The sequence below is a fragment of the Lacipirellula limnantheis genome (assembly GCF_007746075.1).
In the GTDB taxonomy this organism is placed as follows: Bacteria; Planctomycetota; Planctomycetia; order Pirellulales; family Lacipirellulaceae; genus Lacipirellula; species Lacipirellula limnantheis.
In genome coordinates, this window is sequence record NZ_CP036339.1 from 1,896,473 (window position 1) to 1,919,894 (window position 23,422).

Annotated in this window: 24 protein-coding genes and 1 tRNA gene; 11 read left to right on the top strand and 14 right to left on the bottom strand. The window is 61.4% G+C overall.

Annotated elements, in window-relative coordinates; all coding sequences use genetic code 11:
- Positions 1-10: 10 nt before the first annotated feature.
- The gene (locus tag I41_RS07370; protein ID WP_145431936.1) at positions 11-1,387 is read right to left on the bottom strand and encodes a cation:proton antiporter; all 1,377 of its coding nucleotides are present in this window, start codon (positions 1,385-1,387) and stop codon (positions 11-13) included.
- Between the two features lie 502 nt (positions 1,388-1,889).
- On the opposite strand from I41_RS07370, the gene I41_RS07375 reads away from it, so the two are divergent.
- Positions 1,890-2,291 (top strand): alginate export family protein, encoded by a 402-nt coding sequence (locus I41_RS07375; protein ID WP_145431937.1) that lies wholly within the window; start codon positions 1,890-1,892, stop codon positions 2,289-2,291.
- Positions 2,292-2,571: 280 nt separating this feature from the next.
- Here the strand turns inward: I41_RS07375 and I41_RS07380 are convergent, their stop codons facing one another.
- Positions 2,572-3,690, bottom strand: coding sequence for a family 20 glycosylhydrolase (locus I41_RS07380; protein ID WP_145431938.1), 1,119 nt, complete (start codon positions 3,688-3,690; stop codon positions 2,572-2,574).
- A 184-nt stretch (positions 3,691-3,874) separates the two neighbouring features.
- Here I41_RS07380 and I41_RS07385 point away from each other — a divergent pair, with 184 nt between their 5' ends.
- Positions 3,875-4,672 (top strand): ATP-binding protein, encoded by a 798-nt coding sequence (locus tag I41_RS07385; RefSeq protein ID WP_168206756.1) that lies wholly within the window; start codon positions 3,875-3,877, stop codon positions 4,670-4,672.
- A gap of 252 nt (positions 4,673-4,924) precedes the next feature.
- On the opposite strand, the gene I41_RS07390 is transcribed toward I41_RS07385, so the two are convergent.
- From I41_RS07390 to I41_RS07415, 6 genes are all read right to left on the bottom strand, one after another.
- Positions 4,925-4,997, bottom strand: a tRNA-Asn gene (locus I41_RS07390).
- Positions 4,998-5,155: 158 nt separating this feature from the next.
- Positions 5,156-5,608, bottom strand: coding sequence for an ATP-binding protein (locus I41_RS07395; protein WP_145431940.1), 453 nt, complete (start codon positions 5,606-5,608; stop codon positions 5,156-5,158).
- Between the two features lie 31 nt (positions 5,609-5,639).
- Entirely contained in the window at positions 5,640-5,993 is a 354-nt protein-coding gene (locus I41_RS07400; RefSeq protein WP_145431941.1) for an anti-sigma factor antagonist, read from the bottom strand.
- A 185-nt stretch (positions 5,994-6,178) separates the two neighbouring features.
- Positions 6,179-6,670: a hypothetical protein gene (locus tag I41_RS07405; protein ID WP_168206757.1), complete on the bottom strand. Its 492-nt coding sequence runs from the start codon at positions 6,668-6,670 to the stop codon at positions 6,179-6,181.
- Positions 6,667-6,957, bottom strand: coding sequence for a hypothetical protein (locus I41_RS07410; protein ID WP_145431943.1), 291 nt, complete (start codon positions 6,955-6,957; stop codon positions 6,667-6,669). The genes I41_RS07405 and I41_RS07410 overlap by 4 nt, the downstream gene beginning before the upstream one ends.
- A gap of 207 nt (positions 6,958-7,164) precedes the next feature.
- On the bottom strand, positions 7,165-7,467 hold the full coding sequence (locus I41_RS07415) for a hypothetical protein (protein WP_145431944.1): 303 nt from the start codon (positions 7,465-7,467) through the stop codon (positions 7,165-7,167).
- A gap of 325 nt (positions 7,468-7,792) precedes the next feature.
- Between I41_RS07415 and I41_RS07420 the strand changes: the two genes are divergently transcribed.
- From I41_RS07420 to I41_RS07445, 6 genes are all read left to right on the top strand, one after another.
- Positions 7,793-9,034 (top strand): efflux RND transporter periplasmic adaptor subunit, encoded by a 1,242-nt coding sequence (locus I41_RS07420; protein WP_168206758.1) that lies wholly within the window; start codon positions 7,793-7,795, stop codon positions 9,032-9,034.
- Between the two features lie 138 nt (positions 9,035-9,172).
- Positions 9,173-10,402, top strand: coding sequence for an FtsX-like permease family protein (locus I41_RS07425; RefSeq protein ID WP_145431946.1), 1,230 nt, complete (start codon positions 9,173-9,175; stop codon positions 10,400-10,402).
- Between the two features lie 163 nt (positions 10,403-10,565).
- Positions 10,566-11,759, top strand: a complete 1,194-nt coding sequence (gene devC / locus I41_RS07430; RefSeq protein ID WP_145431947.1) for an ABC transporter permease DevC — start codon at positions 10,566-10,568, stop codon at positions 11,757-11,759.
- Positions 11,760-11,841: 82 nt separating this feature from the next.
- Positions 11,842-12,237, top strand: a complete 396-nt coding sequence (locus I41_RS07435; RefSeq protein WP_145431948.1) for a four helix bundle protein — start codon at positions 11,842-11,844, stop codon at positions 12,235-12,237.
- A gap of 43 nt (positions 12,238-12,280) precedes the next feature.
- Entirely contained in the window at positions 12,281-13,426 is a 1,146-nt protein-coding gene (locus I41_RS27140; protein WP_168206759.1) for an ATP-binding cassette domain-containing protein, read from the top strand.
- A 137-nt stretch (positions 13,427-13,563) separates the two neighbouring features.
- On the top strand, positions 13,564-13,794 hold the full coding sequence (locus I41_RS07445) for a hypothetical protein (protein ID WP_145431949.1): 231 nt from the start codon (positions 13,564-13,566) through the stop codon (positions 13,792-13,794).
- A 1,200-nt stretch (positions 13,795-14,994) separates the two neighbouring features.
- On the opposite strand, the gene I41_RS07450 is transcribed toward I41_RS07445, so the two are convergent.
- Positions 14,995-16,356, bottom strand: a complete 1,362-nt coding sequence (locus I41_RS07450; RefSeq protein WP_145431950.1) for a TolC family protein — start codon at positions 16,354-16,356, stop codon at positions 14,995-14,997.
- 179 nt (positions 16,357-16,535) lie between these two features.
- A complete protein-coding gene (locus tag I41_RS07455) occupies positions 16,536-17,393 on the bottom strand; it encodes a transposase (RefSeq protein WP_145429803.1) in 858 nt (285 codons plus the stop codon).
- A gap of 184 nt (positions 17,394-17,577) precedes the next feature.
- Between I41_RS07455 and I41_RS07460 the strand changes: the two genes are divergently transcribed.
- The 3 genes from I41_RS07460 to I41_RS07470 all read left to right on the top strand — a co-directional run bounded on the left by I41_RS07460 (position 17,578) and on the right by I41_RS07470 (position 20,014).
- Positions 17,578-18,150, top strand: a complete 573-nt coding sequence (locus tag I41_RS07460) for a peptide chain release factor family protein (RefSeq protein ID WP_145431951.1) — start codon at positions 17,578-17,580, stop codon at positions 18,148-18,150.
- Between the two features lie 175 nt (positions 18,151-18,325).
- Complete coding sequence (locus I41_RS07465) at positions 18,326-19,042, top strand: HAD family hydrolase (RefSeq protein ID WP_145431952.1); 717 nt, start codon at positions 18,326-18,328, stop codon at positions 19,040-19,042.
- Between the two features lie 162 nt (positions 19,043-19,204).
- Positions 19,205-20,014, top strand: coding sequence for an MOSC domain-containing protein (locus I41_RS07470; protein ID WP_145431953.1), 810 nt, complete (start codon positions 19,205-19,207; stop codon positions 20,012-20,014).
- 80 nt (positions 20,015-20,094) lie between these two features.
- Here the strand turns inward: I41_RS07470 and I41_RS07475 are convergent, their stop codons facing one another.
- From I41_RS07475 to I41_RS28235, 4 genes are all read right to left on the bottom strand, one after another.
- A complete protein-coding gene (locus I41_RS07475; RefSeq protein WP_145431954.1) occupies positions 20,095-20,712 on the bottom strand; it encodes a LutC/YkgG family protein in 618 nt (205 codons plus the stop codon).
- 87 nt (positions 20,713-20,799) lie between these two features.
- Entirely contained in the window at positions 20,800-22,191 is a 1,392-nt protein-coding gene (locus I41_RS07480; RefSeq protein WP_145431955.1) for a lactate utilization protein B, read from the bottom strand.
- Between the two features lie 243 nt (positions 22,192-22,434).
- Complete coding sequence (locus I41_RS07485; RefSeq protein ID WP_145431956.1) at positions 22,435-23,196, bottom strand: (Fe-S)-binding protein; 762 nt, start codon at positions 23,194-23,196, stop codon at positions 22,435-22,437.
- Positions 23,197-23,278: 82 nt separating this feature from the next.
- A complete protein-coding gene (locus tag I41_RS28235) occupies positions 23,279-23,410 on the bottom strand; it encodes a hypothetical protein (protein WP_261342483.1) in 132 nt (43 codons plus the stop codon).
- Positions 23,411-23,422 lie beyond the last annotated feature (12 nt).

Sequence of the window (23,422 nt, forward strand, 5' to 3'; positions counted from 1 at the left end):
GCTGGAAATTTCAGAATCCGACCGACGGCGAACTCGGGTGACCAAGCAAGTCGCCTCCAACGGGCGTCGCCACAGGGGCTTCGACGACGTCCTCCTCATCAGTCGACAGCAACGGCCAGCCGCGGCTGAGGACGTACCGCAGCCACAGCCCCGCCATTTGAGAAGTGATAATCGCCGTGAGGACCAGCGTCGTGTAAAAGGCGGCGCTGATGATCCCCGCGTCGAACGCGACGCTGGCCAAGACGATTCCCGGTCCGCCCCGAGCGTTGGTCGTGATGGCAAGATTGAGAATGTCGAGTCGGCGAAAGCCCGCCAATTTAGCCGCCAAACCTACGGAAATGAGCGACAATGCCGTGCTCCCCAGCAGGAAGGCGACGAGCAAGGTCGGTGAGAAATCGCGGCCGAAGACCAATCGATAGCCCACCAAGGCAAAGTAAACCGGAATGAAGATGCCGTAGGAAAATTTGCTGATCGAATCGAGCGCGTCGGAGAAGTGTTCTCGCTGGCCGCCGCTGATTCCGCCCGCCAAGCCAAAGCCCGCCAGAAATGCCGCGAAAACAAGATTCACCTCAAAGTAAGCCGCAGCGCCAACGTAAGCGAACAGCACAATGATCGCGTAAGCCAGGCGCGACGCACGTAGCAAAAGGTTCCACCGCCAGCGGCCGAGCGCCTTCAGTACTGTCGGCATCGCCAAGATGGCAGTACCCATGAAAGTGAACGTGATGACGAGATGCTGGGCCGTCGACCCGACAATATATTGGTCGGCGAGCGACGTCTGGCGCGTGAGCGCCGTGGCTACCGCGAGTACGCCCCACAGCGCGATGTCTTCGAGCACCGCTGAACCAAGGATCAAGCTGGCGAACCGCGTGTGAAGAATGCCGAGGTCGTTGAAAATGCGCGAGATCACGGGAATCGACGTTACGGCGACGGCGCTCGCCAGAACGAGCAGCGCCGACATCTCGACTCCCTTCACGCCGACGAGCGGGCCAATCGAAATGACGCCGGAGACGCCGAGAATCATCACGATCAAAAACGGCAGCGGCGTGCCAATGCCAAGGATCCACGCCGTTTCGCGTCGATTCTCTTTGGAGAGCAGTCGCTTTACCTGACTGCCCGAAATGAACATTAGCAGCAGCACGCCTAGCCAGTAGATAAACCCGAGGATCGCCTTCGTTCGATCCGCGCCGAGGGCCGGATTCGCAAAGAGGTAGTCGGAAACGCCGGGCGAAAGCTTTCCAAGGACGAATGGCCCCAAAAAGATGCCGGCCACGATCTCGCCTACCAGCCTAGGCTGCCGAAGCCGCTCGAAGACGTATCCAAAAACGTGAACGAAACAGAGGAAGACGCCGAAGGTGAGGATCAGCAGTCCGATTTCTTTCTCAGTCATAGATGTCGCGCGATGAGTAGGAGGCCGCGGATTAATAAGGAGACGCCACCCACGGCGTCGCCTGGTTCGAAGCAGCCCATTGCTTGACTTTTCGGGTCGCCGGAAGAATCCTCGAATTCGGCACGACCGGCCGTCGAAGAAGCTTCAACGGCACTTGTCACCGAGTCCCCCGGAGCGACTGCCAGCGCCGCGACTTTGCCGAGGCGCCGGCGGAGATCGTGTGAAGCTCCGATGAAGGACTCGGTAGCAATGCCGGTGCCATCCTTTCGACGAGCGGTTTTCCCCGGGGCTTTCTGCTTCGTCAGTCATTAGGCAGTCGAATCCAGCAAATTACACGGCGACCATGCGGATTTCACGGCTCCGAGCCCAGTATTAGTCACGGGCACATCGAGCCCGAGGGCTGCCCAAACTGCCGTCAGCAACGTCAGGGACATCTCGTCGAGCCCATTTTTGCAAACCGCGCTCCTCCAGCCGCGCTACGCTGAGGAGGCCGAAGGGGACGATGACGCCCAGTCCGAAGACGCAGCAATCAGCGCGATACAACCAGCTCTTCCCTTGGGGCCATCGCTTTTTGGGCTTGATCGACGCGGTGCAACGTTCGAACATCTTTGCGCCGAACGTCCAGGTGACGGCCAAACCTCAGGACACCAATTGGGAGTTCCTCCTCTGGTACTATTACTTTCGGGCGGCCGAACGAGGCGACATTGTTCCCGCCATCACGGCGACGGAACTTCAGAGCCTCGACGCAGCCTATCTCGGCCAAGAACTCGACTTGATCGCCAAATACACGATCGGCCCGCGATCGAACATCTTGGCAGGCTATTCCCACTTCTGGCGCGGCGATAAAATCCTCGGCCCAACCGATGCCGATTTCACCTACGTGCAGTGGGAACTAAATTTCTGATGGGCACGGCACGGCGCTATGACCTCTCGGCGGGCGTCTTCCACACGATATGCATGAGGTCGCCCTTAAGGACCAAGTGCTCGCGGCGCCTTGATTGCGATCGGCGGAACAGCCAGCGTCCGAGTGCATCATGCTGCAGCACCTCGTTGAACGGCCGCTGCGTCTGCTTCGACGCATTGAAGAGCCGCTGATGCACAGATGCTGTCGGCGGGGGCCCTCCGACGCAAAGGCTCATCGTTGATTAGACGCAACTAGAGATGGACACGCATTCGCTCTTTCGCTAGTCGACTGGCAGGTTGCCTATTTCGTCGTAAAGCGTGCGAAAGCATTGGCTCGCAGTTTCGCCGCCATCATCACCCTCGCGGCCATGGTCGTGGAACTCGCGTAGAAAGCCACCGGCGCCCGACCACACGGTTTGCATCATGCCGCGGAAGTGCGGCCGCAGTTCTTCGGTCGACCCGGCGCGAAATTCCAGCGTATTGTCGAGCTGCTGGACAGCGACCGCCGCGTCCTTCCACGGGCAAGTCACCACGTCGAACCCCTTCATGGCGAAATACACGGCCGTCGGGTCCGGGCGCTCGTAGTGCCAATCACAGATGACGACGTCTTTGGGGATCAGGTCGATCGCTCCATGCGTCCCGTTTTCACTTGCCTCCCACTCGCCGATCCCCGTCGCCTTGCCATCGAGCAGGCGGTCGCCCCACATCCACATCCGACGGCCCTTCTTATTCAAATGATCGCGGATGAGCGTCACTTCGTCAGCAAACAGTTCCGCCTTATCTCTTCCGCCGCATCGCGGACATTTCTCCTCGCCGATGTAAAACACCTCGTCCATGCCGACGTGGAGAGCGTCGGCCTCGAACGCGTCGCACAACTCGTCGACCAAGTCGAAAACCACCGCATGCACCTCTGGGTGCCGCGGGCAGTAGCTCTTGCAGTAAAGTCGATCGGGATTCGGCCATGAGTATTTTTCAGGCATCTTAACCCACGGAGTCTCGTCGAACTCCGGATGGACTTGCAGCAGGCGGCCAGTGTGATTTGCCCAAGATTGGTGCCCAAGTAAATTAAGCTGCGGAATAAGAGTGATGCCGTGGTCGCGGCACGTCTTTGCCAAACGAGCTGCGTCGTCTTTGGAAAGACCGTCGCGATCGGCCAGGTCAGGCCTGCTGGCGTACTGGAAGTTGTAGTCAACGCGCAGCACGAGCGTGTTCACGCGGCGCGGCGCCAACTCCTGCTCGATGAACTGCACGAAGGAGTCAAGTTCGCTGCGACTCGGCGCTGCAATGCAGAACCCTCGTACTGGCAGGACTTTGTCAAGGGCGTCCTCGCTGAAAGCTGGCCCAACACCGAAAACGCAGACGGTCAACAGCGTGAGCCACAGAGCGACGGACTTGTGCATAGCGAACTACCTCGCGTGCGAGCGTGAGACGAGCTAACCGTCGTGGACGATTCAGTTGATGATCTTGCGCATGAACTCGGCCACCAGACGTATCAGGTCGGCGGATGCCCGATTGTGGCCTGCGCCCGTATCAAGCCTAACAAAGTTCTTATCGTAGAATCAATTGCACCCTGATCCAACGACCGTGGAGAGACCTCCTCAAAATCGACGCGGTGGAGTTCGGGCAACGTCCAGTTCGTGTAGTAGCCGACTGTGGCATTGCCTTAGGCAATGGCCGCGACAAAACCGGTGCAGTGCTGTCGGCGGTGGGTCCGGGACGCCCAGTCCGGGAGAAATCACACTGGCCCATTTGGGCGTGCTGTTCCTCGACGAGTTGGCCGAGTTCTCCCGCAGCACGCTTGAGTCGCTGCGGCAGCCGATCGAGCAGGGATGGGTGACCATTTCACGTGTCGGCGGGACTCTTAGATTTCCTGCGCAGTTCACGCTCGTCGCAGCGATGAATCCTTGTCCCTGCGGGTTCTTTGGCACGGACCGCTGCGTCTGTCCGAGCGCGACGATCGACAAATACCAAAACAAGATCAGCGGTCCGCTGTTGGACCGGATCGACTTGCAAGTGGAACTGAGAACGCTGACGACCGAGGAGCGATTCGCCGAGTCGGAGGACGGCGTCTCGCCGCGGCTGCGAGCGAAGGTGGAGCAAGCCCGCGAAAGGCAGCGCAAGCGCTACGATGGAAAGCAAATCCCCTTCAATGCGGCCATGCCTGGCGGGCACGTCAGAGAGTACTGCAACTTTTCGGATGCCGGCTTCGAGCGGTTCAAGACGACGATCGATGCCAACCGACTTTCAACGCGGTCCATGGACCGACTAGCGAAGGTGGCACGCACCGTAGCAGATCTCGCGGGATCCGATGCCTTGGAAGCGGTTCATCTCGATAAGGCTGCCAGCTTCGTGGTCGGCGGGATGCTGAGAGATCGCTCGTAGGCGACAATTTGGGCTTCTAACCACCCAGTCAGAAAACAGTGAGAGGCAGAGAGTCTGTTAACCGGACGAAGCAATTGGCCTCCGGGCGACGTAAATTCCACACTCTCTTGTCGACGGCGTCGCCCGCCCCAACTGGCCCGCTGTTTGAAAACGCGGCCAATAAAGGCCTAAACGCACAACGCCGAGGCGACTCTCGCCTCGGCGTTCGGTGTGAACCAGCGGGTCACCGTTTTCCGGTGACCGTTTTTGGAGCTCCCCCGGTAGGACTCGAACCTACGACAAAGCGGTTAACAGCCGCTTGCTCTACCAACTGAGCTACAGGGGAATGGCACGCCGAAACGGCGTTGAACTACTCAAAATATCTTACGCCTCAACGGGCGACAAGGGGATGAGGGCGAATGCCAAGCTTCCGAATCGACGCCGACGGCGCGATCGGGGCGATTGGGCTGATTTTACCCAAACAGCGGGTCCGCAAGCTCCATTTCAGTCGCAGCTGCATCCGCTGGAAGCGGCGGACAGCGACTTTTCCATGGTCAGGCAGTTGCCGCGGTCGTTGTACTCCATGCGGCTCATAAAGGCCTGCATGAGAGCAAGGCCGCGGCCCCCCGGGATCTCCAGGCGATCAGGATCGCAGCAGTCGGGAACTTTCTTGGGATCGAACCCTGCGCCTTCATCGCAGACGCGAATCCAAAAACGAACGCTGCTAAGTTCGCACTCGATGACGACCTGCTTCGAGGGATCTTCTTTGTTGCCATGGCGAATGGCGTTTGAAATCGATTCTTCCAGCGCCATCTGAATCGCAAATAGGTTGCTCCCAGACCAGCCTAGCTCTTCCAGATGCTCCATGATTGACTGGATGAAGCCATGGTACGCATCGAGCGAACTCGGCAGTGCGACCTGGAGCGATCGTTCGTCGGATGGCGGCGTGGCAGACATAGCGCCTCTGTTCCGAGAAAGCGCGGAGGATCTACAGCACGGCCAGGGCGTCGGCTTCGCTGTCCTTGATCTTGAATAACTTGTCCAAATTAGTAATGGCGAAGACCTGATAGATTTCCGGCGAAATGTTCGTGAGGATCATTTGAGCCCCGGTTCGCTTCGCCTTTTTCTCGAAGGTGATTAGCTTGCCCAGGGCGGCGCTGGAAAGGAACTCGACGTTGTCGAAGTTCAATACGATCTTCTTACGATCGTCCTTCTCGATGAGATCGAACAGCTCTTGTCCCAGTTCTTGGATGGCGACAGGGTCGATGATCTTCTGATCCTTAAAACGAACCACGGAGATGCTGGCCGATTCGTTGACTTGGAGACGACGCGGGCTGGCCATGAGAATAAAGCTTTCAGACGATGATCGTGGACAATTGAAGTCGCCGCCGTGCCGCGAGCACTTCGATCGCCGTTCCAGGGAAAGCCGGCGCACGAATGAGGACGGGCGACCTCTTGATGATATCGCCGCGAATATCGCTGATCAAGTTGCGGGGGATTTCCGGGCGCCCGCTGGGCGGGCGGAGGTCACTCCGCCACATTTTCCGGCCGTGGCGGCGGGGCGGCGGAGCGGAAGACGGCCCGGGAAATGAGCAGGTGATTCTGGCCGGAATACTCGGTGACCGTGCCGCTAACGCTCCAAGTGACGCTTTCAGGCTCCTCCACCGATTGCAGCATCCGCGCGACTCGTTCCAGATTCAGATTCAGCAGGCCGCCGAACTCGCGGTTTTCCGCGTCGACGAAGACTAGCGCATCGCCCGACTGGCGGAAGCGGCCGACCACGTCCTTCAGTCGCGTCCCTTCGCGGATGCGGAGCTTGAGCGCTTCAGCGGCCACTTTCTCCTGGCGATTGGCGCCAATCGGCGGGTGCGATGGGGTGCTAAACTCGACGATTCGTTGTGCCGGCGTTGAGACGACGACCTCATCCTCGGCTAGCAGTTGGCCGCTGACTGCAGCCATCGCTGCGGCTGCCGCCAGGGTCGTCGAGCGTCGAGTTGCGCTGACGGCAAAAACGCTCATCCCGCCCCCGGCTTACGCATTGCAAGGCTGTGAAGGATCAGCACGCCGCCGACCGACATCAGGCACCAGCCGATCCATTCCGGAGGTTGGATCGTTTTCTGATGCTGGGCGCCCATGTCGCTGGAGATTGCGAGCAGAGCGCTGTCGGAGGCGGAGGTCTGCGATCGATTCGCGAGGAACTTCGTCGCCTCGTGCGTCAGCGTGTAGGAGCTCACCATCCGCAATTGGACGCCGATCAATAGGATGACCAGCCCAATGAAGAAGTACTGATTGCGATTGAGTTCCATCGGAGCGCACTCCACGCGGCCTCAGTCGGCGATTCTGCGTGCAACTTCGCTTCGCCGATTGAGACGCAATTCACCCACTCGTGCTTGTTCAAGAGTTATCGTGCGGCGAACCAATTCGACTGAAGTCGAGCCGACCAGGCGCCGATGCGGGAGGTCCTGCGGAAGATGCCGGGGGGCGCGGAGAGGGCGCTTGTACGAACGCGACGGTTAACGTCGGTCGTTCTCGGCAGGCAGCAACCGATCGAGCCCGGTGCGGAGCGAATCCTCGGCGGCCGATTGCATCAGATCTTGCCGGTTGGCCGAGAGGAGCGCCGCTGCGACGTCTTTGTGCTGCGACCACTCGGCCAGGCCCCAACCGCGAATGTCGACATAGGTTTCCGCCAACGTCGAATCGACCTTCGGCACCAAATGGAGCCCGGTGGAGGTGTTGATCACGTGGTAGTTCAGCCCGCCGTAAATCAGCAAACCGCCGACGATCATGCCGAAGATGAAGGTGGGAAGTCGTCGCATGGCGTTTCACTCCGTTGAACCGCGAGTTGGGCGAGCGAGGCGGGAAATCGTCGGAACCGGTTTAACCAGTGTAGACCGGCCGACGCTCTATCCAAAGTACGGTTTGGACGTTGCCGCTGTTCGCGTCGTCGAGCAAGCCGATAGGCCGCAGATGCCGCAAGTCCCGACTTAATCGGCGTTTACTGCAGCGACGGCGGGCGGCGCTCGATTCTGGGAAATGGGGCGCCAGAGGACCCCGCGGCGCTCCCGGGCAGTTAAACTTGAACGAAACCTCCAGGCTTCCTCAAACCGGCACTTTTCGGCGGCGAACATGGGTCCACGCGAGATGGTTGTAAAGCTCGAAGATGCTGCCCGACAGCGGCGATCCGCAATCGCCCTCGGAGCGGCGTTGGGGCTGCTGGCGATTACGGGTTGCAATCGATCCGCGGGAACGACGGCGGCAACCATGGCGCTGACCCCGGCGCCGACGCGGAACGTCGTTGCATTGGGAAGAATCGAGCCGACAGCCGGAGTGATTTCGGTTAGCGCCCTGCCCGGTGAGCGCCTGACGAAGTACGCGGCCGGCGTCGAACCCGGAGCGAACGTTCCGGCCGGCGCCGAGCTCGCGCAGACGGCGACGTTTGAGTTGCGGCAGACGCAACTCAGGGCGGCGGAACTGAAACTCTCGGCCTCGCAAGAGCAACGTTCGCAGGAGTTGATTGCGGCACAAGTGCAGGTCGAGCAGGCGCTGGCCACGCAGGCACAGGCTGAGGCAAAACTGCGGGAGATGATGGCCCAAGAGGGCAAACTAAAAAACCTCGCGGAAGCGGCCGCGATTGCTGAGGACGACTACAAGAAGCTGGCTGAGTTGCAGGCGGAGGATGAGGAACTGGTGACGCCGCATCAGCTGCGCCGCCGCCGCAATGCCAGCGATCGGGCAACGAAGGAATACGAAGCGGCGGCAGCCGTGTACCCCGACGGCCTGGAGGCGGCCCGCAAGGGAGTCGCGGCGGCCGAAGCAGGGGTTCGCTTGGCACAGCAGAATGCCGCCTTGGTGGAGAAGGTCGACCAGACGCTGGCAGCCGATCTCGACCGACAGGCTGCGGCGGCAGCGCTCGATCAAGCCGTGCTGCGGGCGCCCAAACTCGACGATGGCTCGACCGAGTTCACCGTCCTGCGGACGATGGTGGACCCCGGCGAGTTGATTGCTCAGACGCCAGTACTGGAGATCGCGGATCTCAGTCGGATGTCGTGCGTGGCCGAGGTCTACGAAGCGGACGCGAAGGAAATCAAGGTGGGCGAAGCGGTGACGCTGCGGAGCCCCGCGTTTACCGGCAAATTCGCCGATGGCAACGTGGGCGAACCCGGCGGCATCCCTGGACGAGTCGTCCGCATCGGCTCGATGGTGGCCAGCCCGGGGCTTACCAATCGCAATCCCTTGGCCCCGAGTGATCGGTCGATCGTTGAGGTCGACGTCGCCATCGACCCGCAGGACCGGGCCGCGACGGCCGAGGCCGCCAGCAAGGTGGGACTGCAGGTGACCGTCGAATTCCTGGGCGATGAGGCAACGAGGCGACCTGCAAAGTAGTGGCAATGAAAGCGAACTAATAAAAGCCACCGGCTCGGCCGGTGGACGCGGCGCGGTTGACGTTTCAATCAGTTCGTCCGCCCGCAGAGGCGGTGGCTTCAATAGCTCGTCGGCTTTCCAGAGAGCGTAGAGATCGCGATGAAGACGCCGCTCGCCTGGAAAAATCTTACGCACAACAAAGTGCGAACCGCGGTCGCCCTGGCTGGCGTCGGCTTCGCGGTCATCCTCATCTTTATGCAGATGGGATTCAAAGGGGCCGTGCGCAAAACCGCGACGCAGATCTACGACGCCCTCGATTTCGATCTGATGCTGCGGTCGCCGTCGTATTTGCATCTCACCGAGCCCCGCTCATTCCCGCGGGAGCGCGTCTACCAGGCGGCGTCGCTGCCGGAGATTGCATCGGCCCAACCGTTTTACTTGGGTCTCAGCGAATGGCAGGCGCCCGAGCCCGGCAACAATCCGCCGGATCAATTCACCGGCGACTGGCGCGGCATCATCACCATTGGAGTCGACCCTCATGCTCCGGCGTTCAGGCCGGAAGGCTTGCGCGAGAAGTCGGCACTGCTGACCGACCCGCGGTTCGTGCTGATCGACAATCGGAGCAAAGCCGACTTCGGCCCGAAGAACGGCACGCGATTCGGCGAGGCGGATATCGGCGTGGAGACGGCTCTGGGGAGCGGACGCGTGCGAATCGTCGGCGTGGTGACGCTCGGCACGGGCCTGGCGGCGAACGGAGCGTGCATCGCCAATTACGATGGCTTCGCGCGGGCGTGCCCCTGGCAGCCGCTCGATGAAATCAATTTCGGACTGCTGAAACTCAAGCCGGGAGTCGATCCGCAAACCGCGAAGATTGCCGTCCAACAACTCGTGGCGCCGATGGTCGCGCCCAACTCGCTCGCCCCGGTCGCATCCTCGACGCCGGCCGACACGGAGGTGCTGACCCGCGCCGAAGTCAACGCCCGTGAAGAATACCGCTGGGTGGTGCAAACGCCGCTGGGAAAGATCTTTAATCTCGGCGTCTGGGTGGCGCTCTTCGTTGGCGTGGCGATCGTGTATCAAGTTCTCTCCACCGACATTGCAAACATGATGGGCGAATACGCGACGCTCAAGGCGATGGGCTATCCCAATTCGTATCTGGCGCGAGTCGTGCTGCAGCAGTCGGTCCTCTTGGCGCTGGTCGGCTACGTGCCGTCGTTGGCAATTTCGTGGTGCTTGTATCTGCTGGTCGGCGCCAGGGCCGGACTGCCGATGGTGATGACCTGGCAGATCGCGGCGACCGTGTTGGTGCTGGCCGTGGTCATGTGCGTCCTCTCGGGCATGGCGGCGCTGCGGAAGTTGTTTCAAGCTGATCCGGCTGATTTGTTTTAGGAATTGAACAGTGGAACCGCAGATGCACGCAGATAAACGCAGATGAGGAAAGGTACTGGTGTGATCCAACAAATCATTTGCGCTCATCGGCGTTCATTAACGGTTCCAATGCTTTTGTATTCCCTTGGCGCGCTTGGCGCTCTTGGCGGTTAGTCTTTGATCGATGCTGAACTTCACCAAAACACCGCTGGCCTGGAAGAACCTCACCCACGATTGGCGTCGGCTGATCGTGGCGGTGGCGGGGATTGGCTTTGCGGTATTGTTGATGTTCACGCAGGTCGGATTTCAAAATGCACTGTTCGACAGCCAAGTGAAAATGATCGACGACTTGCAAGGAGATATCTTCCTGGTGAGTCGGGCCAAATACACGCTCGCGGCCGAGAAGCGGTTCCCGCTGGAACTGGTCAATCAAGCCCGATCGGCGAGCGGCGTCATCGGCGCCTATCCGCTCTACACTGAACTGACCCTCTCGCGGTTGAAGAGCTTTGGGACCGAGGCGCCGAGCAAGGCATTTCCCATCCGCTCAATCGGATTCCGGCTCGACGATCCGATCTTCAGCTCCGAACGGATCAACTCGCAGCTCGAAAAGCTGCGCCTGCCGTACGCAGCACTGCTCGACGTGCGGAGCAAGCAGGACAACTTTCCGTTCCCCACGGAGAGCGACGAGGAACTGGCCAAGGTTCAGGCGGAACTCGCCGATCGCAAGATCGTGATGGTCGGGACGTTCGACCTCGGGACCGACTTCGCCCACGACGGCAACCTCGCGATGAGCGCCGAGAACTTCGCCGAGTACTTCCCGCAGCGGAAGCAGTTCGGCGATCCCTTGAGCGTCGTTGACTTGGGCATCGTTCACGTCGGCGACAAAACTCGGACGGAGGAAGTTCGGGAGACGATCGATCAACTGCTCGACGAGCGGGTGTTCGTCCTCACGCGCCAGCAGTTCCGCGATCAGGAAATCGGTTTCTGGGACAAAAGCACGCCGATCGGCATCATCTTCACCGCGGGCAAGATCATTGGCTTCATCGTCGGGATGGTGATTTGTTACCAGGTGATTTACTCGGACATCGCCGACCACATGCCCGAGTTTGCGACGCTGAAGGCAATGGGGTACACGACGGGGTACTTTCTGCGATTGATTGTGATGGAAGGCATTTTCCTATCGTTCGTTGGTTTCATCCCCGGGCTAATTGTCAGTACGGGGCTTTACGCGATGCTGGCCAATTCAACCGGCTTGCTGCTGCGGATGACCCCGCAAGCAATCCTGACGGTGCTTGTGCTGACAATCGCGATGTGCATTGCCTCGGGCTTGCTTGCTGTTCGAAAGCTACTTGCCGCTGATCCGGCGAATCTTTTTTAGGTGACTTGGTGAGTACGTGAGTGGGTGAGTGGGTGAGCAGGTGAGCAGGTGAGAAGGTGAGTAAGTAGAGCAGAGGGTGATCATGGCTTACGAGTCGCGGTTCTCCTTAGATGATTTTGAACTCTATCGAGTTGCTCGCACGTTTCGCATCGAAATTTACAAGCTCATTCGCAAACTCCCTCCTGAAGAACGATATTGCCTTGCCAACCAGATGCGGCGAGCCGCGGTCTCCATTACGAACAACATTGCCGAGGGGCATGGACGGTGGTACTTCCAAGAAAACGCAAGATTCTGTCGAATCGCTAGAGGTTCTGTCGGTGAGGTGATTGACGACTTAAATGTTTGTATCGACGAACGATATAGCGACGCCCAAACGGCCGAAGACCTAAAAACGAAAGCACTGGAGCTCGTCGCTAGAATCAACAGCTACATCGCCTACCTAAACCGCAGTCGTCAAGGAAACGCCGACGCCCCATAGCACCCACTCACTTACTCACCTAAACACTTACTCACCCTTCCCCATGACTGCTTTTGCTTCCTTACCGGCCACCAGCGGCGCCTACTCCCAGGGTCCGCAGGTCCCCAAGACGATCAAGGTCTCGCAGCTGAATCACTACTTCGGCGAGGGGGAGTTGCGCAAGCAGGCCCTGCACCAGAACAACCTTGAAGTCAAACGGGGCGAGATCGTCATCATGACGGGCCCCTCCGGTTCGGGGAAAACGACGCTGTTGACGCTCATCGGGACGCTACGGACCGTGCAGGAGGGCAGTCTCAAGGTCCTGGGGAATGAACTCAACGGCGCATCGCGCGACGAGATCGTCGCGCTCCGCCGTGAGATGGGATTCATCTTTCAGGCCCACAATCTGTTCGAGTCCCTCACGGCGTTTCAGAACGTCAATATGGCGGCGGAGCTCCTCAATATGGACCGCAACGTCGCCAAAGAGCGGATCGACTACCTGCTGAATCGCCTCGGGCTGGGGCATCGCATTCACTACAAGCCCAAGTCGCTCTCCGGCGGGCAGAAGCAGCGGGTGGCGATCGCCCGCGGGCTGGTCCACTCGCCGAAACTGGTGCTGGCCGACGAACCGACGGCGGCGCTCGACGAGCACTCGGGCCGCGAAGTGGTGACGCTGTTCCAGGAGCTCGCTCGCGACGAAGGGTGCACGATCATCATGGTGACCCACGACAATCGCATTCTCGATGTCGCCGACCGCATTGTGAACATGGTCGACGGCTACATCCGTTCCGACGTGGCGGTCCACGAGACGTCGGTCATCTGCGAGTTCCTGCGGCAGTTCCCGCTCTTCTCGGATCTGTCGACGAGTACGCTCACCGATATCGCCGACAAGATGATGGTTCAGGAGGCGTCGGCGGGCGACGTGATCATCCGCCAGGGCGATCCGGGCGAGCTGTTCTATCTGATTCGCAGCGGCCTGGTCGACGTGGTGATCGAGGAGGATGGCGTCGCGAACAAAGTCGCCGAGCTGGTGGAAGGCCAGTACTTTGGCGAAGCGGCCCTCTTACGCGACGAGCCGCGGAATGCGACGATCATCGCCCGCTCGAAGTCGGTGTTCTACACGCTCGGCAAAGCCGACTTCAAGGACGTGCTGGCGCGGAGCAAGACGTTCGTCGACGAGCTGCGGAACGTCCTGGCGAGCCGGACGTAGCCGCGTAGATCACCCTCTTTTTTGCCCCCGGCTCCGCCGGGGGGTAGCACGACGAGGGACGACGCCCGCCGACATGGTGACCGACCCCCTGGCGGAGCCAGGGGCTGCAATGAAGAGCGGCAAGTGAGGAACACGCCATGGTTGAAGTCACGCTAAGCGACCCGCCCAGCGACGAACGCCTGCGGCAACTGCTCGCAGTCGCAGCCGACCAAATCCGCGATCAGGTCGGCGAGTTTGCCTGCCACTACCACGATTGGCCGAGCGCGGTGAACGTGGGGATCCGCGACGATGGGCGGGTGACGTTCAACGTGCACGCTTGTTGTGTGGCGCAGCAGAATCGGATCGAGGAGGTGATTGAGGGGGAGTAGGATGCGTGCGATATCGCGAGGGCGCGTTACAAGCAAGGAGACGTCATTGGTCTGCGGCAAATTATTCGTCGATGCGCATGGCTGGACGATGGAACGCTTACAGCGTTTGGCGACGCGTTTGAAGCCGCGGCAATTCGTTTAACCCGCGTTGATCCGCATCCCAATTGTCCGCGCGCAAAGTGGCATGCTCTCGGCCATCAGCCGTGAGCATGCGGGGCTTCAGCGTACGATAGACTTACAAAGTCAGTCGAGCTCCCAGCAGCCGCGGAGCGGCGTCATCACTTAGCCGTGGGCGTCAGCCCACGGACAGCGGTGGCTCGATACGGCGTAGCCGCGCAGCGGCGGCACGTCTCATTGGACGATTAAGCTCCAGTTAAATTCGATTGTGTCGTCGCTGCGCGACTCAGGAAACCACTGGCCCGATTCGTTCCGTGGGCTCACGCCCACGGCTAAAGTGATGGCGCCGCTTTGCGGCTCATCGATATTCAGGCGCAGGAGGCCTGAGCTTCGTGTCATGCGGCGTCTTCGCCGGCCATCCTCCCCAGAAAATTCTCAAAACTCCCCTACAGAAATTGGCCGCGCGACTTGCTAGGGTGGCGTCGTCGGGCGTTCTCGCCGGGTGGCATGCTCTCGGCCGCAGGCTGTGAGCATGCAGAACTGCCGCTGGCCTCGACGCTCAACCCTTCACATGGCCTCGGGGGAGTACCGCCGAGGCCATCCCACACAGGAAGGTCTTTACGACAGGAGAAACGTCCTTCGCATACGCTGACCGAATTTTGCGACTTTTGCGTCGGCAAACTTTTTCAGAGAAACGCAGAATTCCGCCAGCCAAAAAGCGACCGTGACATCAAGTTCACTCGGCAAACGCCGAGTTAAAAAAACCGTGCCAGACGGCCGGAGGAAAGACTTTTGCGGCAGTTTAATGGGGCCCCCCGCGGCGCACGCAAAAGCAAAAAGGGGCGAGGTGGGTGAATAAGTGAGTAGGTGTTTAAGTGAGTAAGTGAAATCACCTACTCACCTACTCACTTACTCACCTAAACACTTACTCACCACCACTCACAAAGCACTTCGCGACACAAAGCAACCCCAAGCCAGCCAACAGTTTACGATTTGTGTCGCCAAAAACGCGTTTCGCGACAAAAAGTCCAACGCGACAGAAAGGAGGGATGGATGAGAAAAATCGACGCCGATAGCGAGCGACTACTTCCGGCACTTCTCGCAAGTGCAGGGGAGTTCGCACGTCTTGCACGTCGGCGCCTGGCAACGCATGCAATGCCCGTTGCAGCAGCCTTCGCAGCAGAGGTGGGGCTCGAACCCGCATTCGGCGGCCAGCGCGGCTTGGGTCCGCTTCAGGCCGACTTCGGCGGATTTGAGAGAGGCGATCTGCTGCACCAGATCGGCCTCGGCGTCGTAGAGCCGGCCGCGGGCGGCGCTGATTTCGAAGACGGGCGTGTCGTCGGCGTCGCGGCGGGCGACGAGGGCGTCGACGTTCGTGCGGCGCGCTTCCACGGCCGTGCGGGCCAGGGCGACGCGTTGTTGTTGCATCACGATTTGGTAGACGGCGCCTTTGATCTCGGCGGTGGCGAGTTGCTCGGTGTCGGCGTGGAGCATCGAAAGCTGCCGGCAGCGAACGTCGACCTCGTGGTCGTTGCACTTGAGGCAGCGCAACTTGTGGACGATGCCTTCGGTCGGCTCAACGGAACCGAGCGTGGCGTCGGCGACGCCCAGCACGCCGCGGGCGACGCGGATCGTCGATTTCTCCAGGTTGCAGAGCACCAGCTCGATGCCGCGGAGGTCGAAACGGTTCGGCAAGCCGGCGGCGAGCTCGCTCTCGGCGTTGAGCGGTTCGAGATTGGGGGTCCAATCGACTTGCGGCCAGAAGAAGGTTTCTTCGGAGATGGGGCAGCCGAGGAGTTTTTGGAGCTGGCCGTTGAGTTGGACGCGGGCAAAGTCGAGCTGCAGCCGTTGGTGCTGAAGCTCGGTGAGGCGGGCGTCGACTTCGTCGCGATCAAGTCCGTCGACCGGCAGACCCTGGTCGTTGAGCTTGTCGAGACGCTCGCGGGTGCGGGTGGTTTCGAGCGTGGCGAGTTCGAGGTAGTGTTTGCGGGCTTCGAGCCCGGCGAGTTGGTAGAAAGCGTCGAGGGCCGAGGCGGCGGCCTTGTTGCGCACGTCGGCGGCGTGGAGTTCGAGCAGGTCGCGCTGGAGGCAGACGTTCTCCTGGACAATTTTAGAATCGCACTCAATGATCACGCCGGCCCAGTGTTCTTCGAGGGCGACGAGATTGGCGATCGTCGCGTTGGCGGCGGCGCGGCATTGCGCGTCGCTCGCGGTGAGGAGTTGGTAGGTTTCGCCAGGGCTGGGGAGCTGCTGGAGGCTGCACGACTCGACGTTGCAGTCGGGGGTCAGCTCGCTCAAATTGGGCGGTTGGTTCTCGCCGGTCGTCTCGGCGAAGTTACAGGCGACGTGCGGCGTCGCCGGGACGCAGCAGCGCGAGGGGCAGCGGCAACCCAGGGCCGCGACGACGATGGCCGCACCGAAAGTGGCAACTTGCTTGAGCCGCATAATAACCGTTCAAATGGGTGCAATCGCACGTTCCTCCTCTGTATCGAGTGCGTGCGATGCCGGCCCTAGCAGCTAGCACTATTTTGCCGCAGGCAACGCTCGCGCGAAGTTTGCGGGGTGTGCGCGTGGTGAGGGTTGTGCGGGGTGGAGCCGCGATTTCAGCCCGCGGCTCCGCAACATTATGCAAACGCCATCAGATCGTTTCCTCGTCGCAAGTGGTTTCTAGCGGCCTGGATGCAGAGTTTGGCGTTCACCCAGAGGGTGACGCGCGGCAGTCGCCTCACCCAGTTGGGGAGTGGTCCGAGCCCGCCGCCGAAATTGGTGAGTTGAGCGAAGCGTTGCTCGATGTACGTCCGCTGCTTGAAGAGTGCTTGGCCATCGGCGGTCGTCAGCAGTTCGATCGACTGCAAGCGGCCGATGCTGTGGCGGCGGTGGCCCAGCGCTCGTCCCGCGCGACGCTGCGGAGCGATCAACGTCACGCCCGACCGTGCGGCGATCTCGTGCAGCGGGTTGCTGTCGTAGTTGCCGTCGGCCAGGACGCAGCCTCCGCCGACTTGCGGCAAGAGTCGCCGGGCGACCGTCTGTTCGCTCACGTTGAGCGGCTGGATTTCGCACGCCACGAGCGCATCGATCGTCCAGACGGCGTGCAGCTTGTAGCCGCGGGCCGGGCCGCCGACGCCATGCCCGCGCGTGGCGTCGGGATCCTTGCTGAAGCCTCCTACCGGCAACGGCTTACCGTCGAGGAAGCTCACCTCCGGCGGGTGCGGGCCCTGCCAGCAACGCTTCCTCAACCGCTCGATCAGTTCCACGGCCGCCGCCGTGCGGAGACGACGGCTCGCCGTCGATTGGCTCGGCAGCCGCACCTGCCATGACGACGGCCAATTCTCCGGCCGACACGCCCAACTCACCGGTCGATCGTGGATCACCGCCCAGAGATAGACGCCGACGATCCAACTGACCGAATAGACGTGTCCCGAACGATCGCTGCATAACCGCCGAGTCAAACGGTATAGTACGCTCCAGAGTTCGCGTTCCATGGCTCACCTCCTAGAAACGTGTCAGGTCTCTAGGAACAGCCTGGAACGCGGGCCTTTTTACCGCTAGCGACGCGTGCTAGCTATTGCATTATGTTGTCCGCCGGGGGGTAGCACAACGTGAGACTACGCCTACCGGAATGGTGACCCACCCCCTGGCGGAGCCAGGGGCTGAAAGTATCGATACATGCCCCACCCTGCCGCATTGCCGATCGACCAGCTTCTGGCGGACTGCCGCGTCGATCGGACGCGCGGTTCGGGGCCGGGGGGGCAACACCGTAATAAGACCGAGACGGCGATCGTGATTACGCATCTGCCGAGCGGCGTGCGGGGCGAGGCGTCGGAACGTCGGAGCCAGGCGGAGAATCTGGCGCAGGCGAAGTTTCGGTTACGGCTTGAGCTGGCGCTGGCGGTGCGGAGCGCGGAAGGGGTCGGGGACCTTTTGCCGCTTGGGGGATTACCGGAGGAGTTGAGTCGCCAGCGGCAAAAGGTCCCCGACCCCGTTGTCTCGCCCTCGCCGTTGTGGCGCAGCCGAGTCGCCGGCGAGCGAATCACCGTGAGCGCGTCGCATGACGACTTCCCGGCGATTCTGGCTGAGGCTCTCGATTGTCTGTCGACAGAAGATTGGTCGGCGCCGGCTGCGGCGGAGCGGCTCGGCATTTCGACTTCGCAGCTGGTGAAGCTGCTGAAGCAGGAACCACGGGCGTTGGGACTGCTCAATCGCGAGCAGGAGGCGAAAGAGTTGCGGCCGTATCGATGATGGCGCGCCGAAGGGAGTCGTGAGCCTTTTGCCACTGGAAAGGTTGCCTCTGATTGAGAGCCGCCAGTGGCAAAGGGCTCCCGACACCGTCCGTGGCTAGCGTTGGGGGTAGTGATGCCTTAAGGTCAAGCTCCATCGAGGCGCTTGAACTCCTACTGCTGATTGGTTCTTAACTGTGTACGCCATTCTGTTTGATATCGACGGCACGCTTGTTTCCACCGGCGGGGCAGGGCAGTTGGCGTTTGCCGAGACGTTTGCTGCGGAGTTCGGCGTCGAGGAACTGAGCGGCAAGGTGCCGTTTGCGGGGCGGAGCGATCGGGCGATAGCCGGCGACTTGATGCGGGTCCATGGCGTCGATCCGCATGAGGAGAACTGGCAGCGGTTTCGCGCCGGGTATTTGCAGCGCCTGCCATCGGCGCTGCAGCGCAAAACGGGGCGGGTGTTGCCGGGCGTGATCGAGCTGCTCGATCAGTTGGCGGCGGCCGGGCATCCGCTGGTTGGGCTCTTGACGGGAAACATTCGCGAAGGGGCCGATCACAAGCTGCAGCATTACGGGCTAGCCGATCGGTTCGACTTCGGCGGCTTCGGCGACGTGTCGCATGAGCGAAGCGAAATCGCCGCGGCCGCGCTGGCAGAGGCGCAACGATTGGCGCGGGAAGAATACAGCCCGGCGAGCCGGCTGGAAATTTGCGAGTTGGCGGGGGCGATGGTGATCGGCGACACGATTCACGACGTCAGCTGTGCGCGGGCGATCGGGGCGTTTGCCGTCGCGGTACCGACGGGCGGGGCGACGCGCGAGGAACTCGCGGCGGCGCAGCCTGATCTGTTGCTGGATGACTTGTCGGATGCGAGGCCGTTGTTGGCGGAGATTGAGCGGGCGATGGGTGGATGAGCTGCTAAAGAATGTTTCAACACCGAGGACACAGAGAGCACAGAGAAGAAAAATGCATCAGAGTGAATGCTGGCCATGTGAACGAATGCTTGAAGTCATCATCTTGAATACAAATGCCTTTTACTCTGTGCTCTCTGTGTCCTCTGTATTAATTCTTAATTTATGCCGCAGTTAAGTCGCATTACGATTTATCCGATCAAGTCGCTCGATGGGTTCACCGTCGAGTCGGCGGAGTTGATGCCGACGGGGCCGATTGTCGGCGATAGGCGGTGGGCGATCGTCGATCCGATGCGGCAGTTCGTCAACGGCAAGCGGACGGCGGCGGTGCATCCGATTCGAGCGGCGTTTGAGGAGGGCGGGGCGGTGGTGACGCTGAGCTGCGAGCGGGGGGAGGCGGGGCGATTTCGTTTGCCGGATGAAGCCAGCGGAGCCGCGGCGTGGTTGAGCGAGGCGATCGGGCGGAAGTGCCTGCTGATTGAAAACCTGGTTGTCGGCTTTCCGGATGACGCTGACGCGGCGGGGCCGACGCTCGTGAGCACCGCGTCGCTGATGCGAGTGGCGGAATGGTTTGCGCTCGACCTCGACGAGGTGCGGCGGCGGATGCGGGCGAACCTGGAAATCGATGCTGCGGAGCCGTTCTGGGAAGATCGGCTCGCCGAGACCGACGCCGGGCCGATCCCGTTTGCCATCGGCAGCGTCCGCTTCCGCGGGCGGACGGCGTGCCAACGTTGCGTGGTGCCGACGCGGGACTCTGCGTCGGGCGATGTCAGCTCTGGGTTCGCTAAGACGTTTTCGGCGCATCGGCAAGCGGAATTGCCGAGCTGGGCGCCGACGGCGGCGTTCAATCACTTCTATCGGCTCACGCTAAACACGTCACTCGATCCGGCGGCGGAGGGGCCGCGACAAATTCGCGTCGGCGATGAATTGCGGATCGATGTAGCGCTTTCAGCCCCCGGCTCCGCCGGGGGGTAGCGTTACGCAGGACTGAGTCTGCTGGTATGGTGACCGACCCCCTGGCGGAGCCAGGGGCTGAAAAATAAAACGCACTTGCTTTACGGCTTCGTGAAAAAGACGTGGAGCGAGCGGGCGCCGTGGGCGCCGATGACGAGGGCTTGCTCGATGTCGGCTGTTTTCGACGGGCCCGACATGAACGTTCCCCAGGTGGTTTCGCCGAAAGGGCTGTAGCCGTCCGCCGAAAGCTGCAGCCCGGCATAGGCTTCGTGCATGTTGCTGACGATGCGGTCGTACGGCACGACGAGAATGACGTGCTGCGAGAGGAAGTAGGCGACGCGCTGGCGGACGCGAGCGGCGTTGACCCAGACGGCGGCGTTTTCGGCGACGGCGAGTTCGCCGGGGAGGATCGCGAGGTCGACTGACGCGAGGGCGTGCGGATCGTCGATCGCAGCGATATCGACGTTGCCGGCCGCGGCCTCAGAAATCACTGAGCAAATCTGTTTGGCGCCGATGGCGGCGATGACGCGGTCGATTTCTTCGCGGAGTTGCGGTTCGCCCGTGACGATGCGGCCCGCGCCGCCGACGCCGCGAAGGACATCGAAGAATTGGGCGTGCGGATCGTCGTAGCGCGTCCACTGGCGGTCGAGCGACGGCAGCGGCGCATCGGCCGGCAGCGAGCGGCGGACTTCGCGGAGGATGTGATCGCGGGAGGACATCGATTGAGTGGAAGGTTTGAGCTGTGTCATGCTAAGCGAATCGAAGAATCTGGAAGCTCGCAAACGGCTCCAGATCCTTCGCTGCGCTCAGGATGACGATGGCTTGTCATCTCGCGATTGACGGGAATGCCACTGGCGGAAGGTTTCTTTCGGCGGCAGCGGCATTTCGCGCTGGCGGCCCCAAGGGTTGAAGCGGTTGTAGACCAGCCAGCGCGGCGCCCAGCGCAGTGCGGCGCGTCCGACGCCGCCGGCGACGTTATAGAGCAGCGGCCGACTCAGCACCGCGCCTGCAAAGTGCATGAGGCGGCGCTTCGACGGTTTGAGCAGGCCCAGCTCGGCGATGCGCTGACGCCACGTCAGCAGCTGATTGGGCAGGTCGATCTTCACGGGGCAGACGTCGGCGCACGACCCGCAGAGCGTGCACGCGAACGGCAGGCTGCGGTGCGTTGCCGGATCCCGCGACGGGTTGACGATTGAGCCGATCGGCCCGGCGACGGAGACGCCGTAGCTGTGGCCGCCGCTACGGCGGTAGACGGGGCAGGTGTTGAGGCAGGCGCCGCAGCGGATGCAGCGGAGCGAGTTTCGGAACTCTTCGCTAGCCAGAAGTGTTGTACGGCCATTGTCGACTAGCACAATATGGAGTTCGCACCCGGGGCGCGGGCCATGGTAGTGGGTGCTGTAGGCAGTGATCGGTTGGCCGGTGGCGGAGCGAGCGAGCAGGCGAAGAAAGACGGCCATGTCGTCGAGCCGCGGGACGAGCTTTTCGATTCCCATCGAGGCGATGTGGATCGGCGGCAGCGACGTGCCGAGATCGGAGTTGCCTTCGTTCGTACAGACAACGAAGCCGCCCGTTTCGGCGATGCCAAAATTGACGCCGGTGAGACCGGCCTCGGCGGCGAGGAACTTTTCGCGAAGGCGATGGCGGGCGGCCTCGGTGAGGTAGGCCGGGTCGGTGGCCCCCTTGGCGGTGCCAAGTTCGCGATGAAAGAGCTCGCCGACGTCTTCCTTTTTGATGTGGATGGCCGGCAGCACGATATGGCTGGGATGCTCGTGCCGCAGTTGGACGATCCATTCGCCGAGATCTGTGTCGGTGACCTCGATGCCGTGCTGTTCGAGGAACGGATTCAGGCCGCACTCTTCGGTGAGCATTGACTTGCTCTTCACCATGCGGCGAACGCGACGCTCCTGAAGCAGTCTCAGAATGATGGCGTTGTGCTCGGCGGCGTCGCGGGCCCAATGGACGACGGCGCCGAGGCGGGTGGCGTTGCGTTCGAACTGCTCGAGGTAATCGCCGAGATGAGCGACGGTGTGCTGCTTGATCTGAGCGGCCAGCTCGCGCAGCTCTTCCCATTCGGCGAGACCGTGGGCGCACTTGTCGCGCTTGGCGCGGATGAACCAGAGGGCCTGATCATGCCAGTGCGCGTGGGCGTCGTCGGCGACGAAGGCGTTGGCGGCGGCTGGGTGGTCTTGGGTTGGCATTCAACTGAATTCCAGGCGATGCACTGGAGAACTGCAACGTTCAAAACTTAACCGCCAAGGACGCCAAGGGCAGCAATTGCAATGTCAGAACCGCAGATGAATGTGAATGCACGCAAATAGAATGATCTTGAGACGCCATCTTTCTTGTTTATCTGCGTGCATCAGCGGTTCCTCTTCTTGAATTCCGTGGCGCTCTTGGCGTCTTTGGCGTCCTTGGCGGTTCATATGGAATTACCTTGTTGTTCAGTCGGAAATCGTCAGGCCAAGGGCTTCGGCGAGGAGTTCGGCGACGTGGAGGACGCGCAAGGGGCGGCGTTCGCGGCGGATGAGGCCATCAAGGTGCATCAGGCAGGACATATCGCCGGCGGCGAGGACCTCGGCGCCGGCGCGCTCGTGATCGGCGATGCGATCGCGGCCCATCATGCACGACACCCCTTCCTCATCGACGGCGAAGGAGCCGCCGAAGCCGCAGCATTCGTCGGGGCGCTCGAGTCGCGCGAATTCGACGCCTTCGAGGTTTGCCAGGAGCCGCTGCACCTTATTGAAGGGCGCAACATTCAGTTCGCTGTCGCTGCCGAGCCGCAGTTCGCGCAAGCCGTGGCAACTTTGATGGAGGCCGACGCGACGCGGAAACTGGCCGCGCGGCGGCTCGATCTGCAACACGTCGGTGAGGAACTCGCACAGCTCGAAGGTCTTAGCTTGCACCTGGGCACGCGCGGCCTCGTCCGCGACGAGGCCCTGGTAATGATGACGCACCATGGCAACGCAACTGCCGCTGGGCGCCACGACGTAATCATAGGGGCGAAACGTGGCAACGAAGCGCTCGGCGGCGGGGCGCGCGTCGGCGACGCAGCCGGCGTTCGCCATGGGTTGGCCGCAGCAGATTTGAGCGGCGGGGAACTCGACGTCTCCGGCGTGGAAGTGCTCCAGCAACCGCAGCGTCGCGATTCCGACGCGGGGGTAGAACTGGTCGATGTAGCAGGGGATGAAGAGGCCGACTCGCATTTCGCACACTATAGGTGAGCGGGTGGGCGGGGGCGAGACGCTAAGCCGCGAGCGGCCGGGAAAGGTATCGGCTGCAAGTTGATTACTTTTTCTTCTTCTCGATCTTTGCCGGCTTGCAGAGCTTCGACTTCTTGTCGGCAGTGGCGCGACACGCCTTGCACTTGTACTTGCCGGGATGGTCCCACTCGTTCGGTTTGTCTTCGAGGCAACCCACGGCGGAACTCGG

Excerpts from the sequence above, each read along its gene's own strand:
- I41_RS07370 (WP_145431936.1), bottom strand. The coding sequence starts at position 1,387 with ATGACTGAGAAAGAAATCGGACTGCTGATCCTCACCTTCGGCGTCTTC.
- I41_RS07375 (WP_145431937.1), top strand. The coding sequence starts at position 1,890 with ATGACGCCCAGTCCGAAGACGCAGCAATCAGCGCGATACAACCAGCTC.
- I41_RS07380 (WP_145431938.1), bottom strand. The coding sequence starts at position 3,690 with ATGCACAAGTCCGTCGCTCTGTGGCTCACGCTGTTGACCGTCTGCGTT.
- I41_RS07395 (WP_145431940.1), bottom strand. The coding sequence starts at position 5,608 with ATGTCTGCCACGCCGCCATCCGACGAACGATCGCTCCAGGTCGCACTG.
- I41_RS07400 (WP_145431941.1), bottom strand. The coding sequence starts at position 5,993 with ATGGCCAGCCCGCGTCGTCTCCAAGTCAACGAATCGGCCAGCATCTCC.
- I41_RS07405 (WP_168206757.1), bottom strand. The coding sequence starts at position 6,670 with ATGAGCGTTTTTGCCGTCAGCGCAACTCGACGCTCGACGACCCTGGCG.
- I41_RS07410 (WP_145431943.1), bottom strand. The coding sequence starts at position 6,957 with ATGGAACTCAATCGCAATCAGTACTTCTTCATTGGGCTGGTCATCCTA.
- I41_RS07415 (WP_145431944.1), bottom strand. The coding sequence starts at position 7,467 with ATGCGACGACTTCCCACCTTCATCTTCGGCATGATCGTCGGCGGTTTG.
- I41_RS07420 (WP_168206758.1), top strand. The coding sequence starts at position 7,793 with ATGGTTGTAAAGCTCGAAGATGCTGCCCGACAGCGGCGATCCGCAATC.
- I41_RS07425 (WP_145431946.1), top strand. The coding sequence starts at position 9,173 with ATGAAGACGCCGCTCGCCTGGAAAAATCTTACGCACAACAAAGTGCGA.
- devC (WP_145431947.1), top strand. The coding sequence starts at position 10,566 with ATGCTGAACTTCACCAAAACACCGCTGGCCTGGAAGAACCTCACCCAC.
- I41_RS07435 (WP_145431948.1), top strand. The coding sequence starts at position 11,842 with ATGGCTTACGAGTCGCGGTTCTCCTTAGATGATTTTGAACTCTATCGA.
- I41_RS27140 (WP_168206759.1), top strand. The coding sequence starts at position 12,281 with ATGACTGCTTTTGCTTCCTTACCGGCCACCAGCGGCGCCTACTCCCAG.
- I41_RS07445 (WP_145431949.1), top strand. The coding sequence starts at position 13,564 with ATGGTTGAAGTCACGCTAAGCGACCCGCCCAGCGACGAACGCCTGCGG.
- I41_RS07450 (WP_145431950.1), bottom strand. The coding sequence starts at position 16,356 with ATGCGGCTCAAGCAAGTTGCCACTTTCGGTGCGGCCATCGTCGTCGCG.
- I41_RS07455 (WP_145429803.1), bottom strand. The coding sequence starts at position 17,393 with ATGGAACGCGAACTCTGGAGCGTACTATACCGTTTGACTCGGCGGTTA.
- I41_RS07460 (WP_145431951.1), top strand. The coding sequence starts at position 17,578 with ATGCCCCACCCTGCCGCATTGCCGATCGACCAGCTTCTGGCGGACTGC.
- I41_RS07470 (WP_145431953.1), top strand. The coding sequence starts at position 19,205 with ATGCCGCAGTTAAGTCGCATTACGATTTATCCGATCAAGTCGCTCGAT.
- I41_RS07475 (WP_145431954.1), bottom strand. The coding sequence starts at position 20,712 with ATGTCCTCCCGCGATCACATCCTCCGCGAAGTCCGCCGCTCGCTGCCG.
- I41_RS07480 (WP_145431955.1), bottom strand. The coding sequence starts at position 22,191 with ATGCCAACCCAAGACCACCCAGCCGCCGCCAACGCCTTCGTCGCCGAC.
- I41_RS07485 (WP_145431956.1), bottom strand. The coding sequence starts at position 23,196 with ATGCGAGTCGGCCTCTTCATCCCCTGCTACATCGACCAGTTCTACCCC.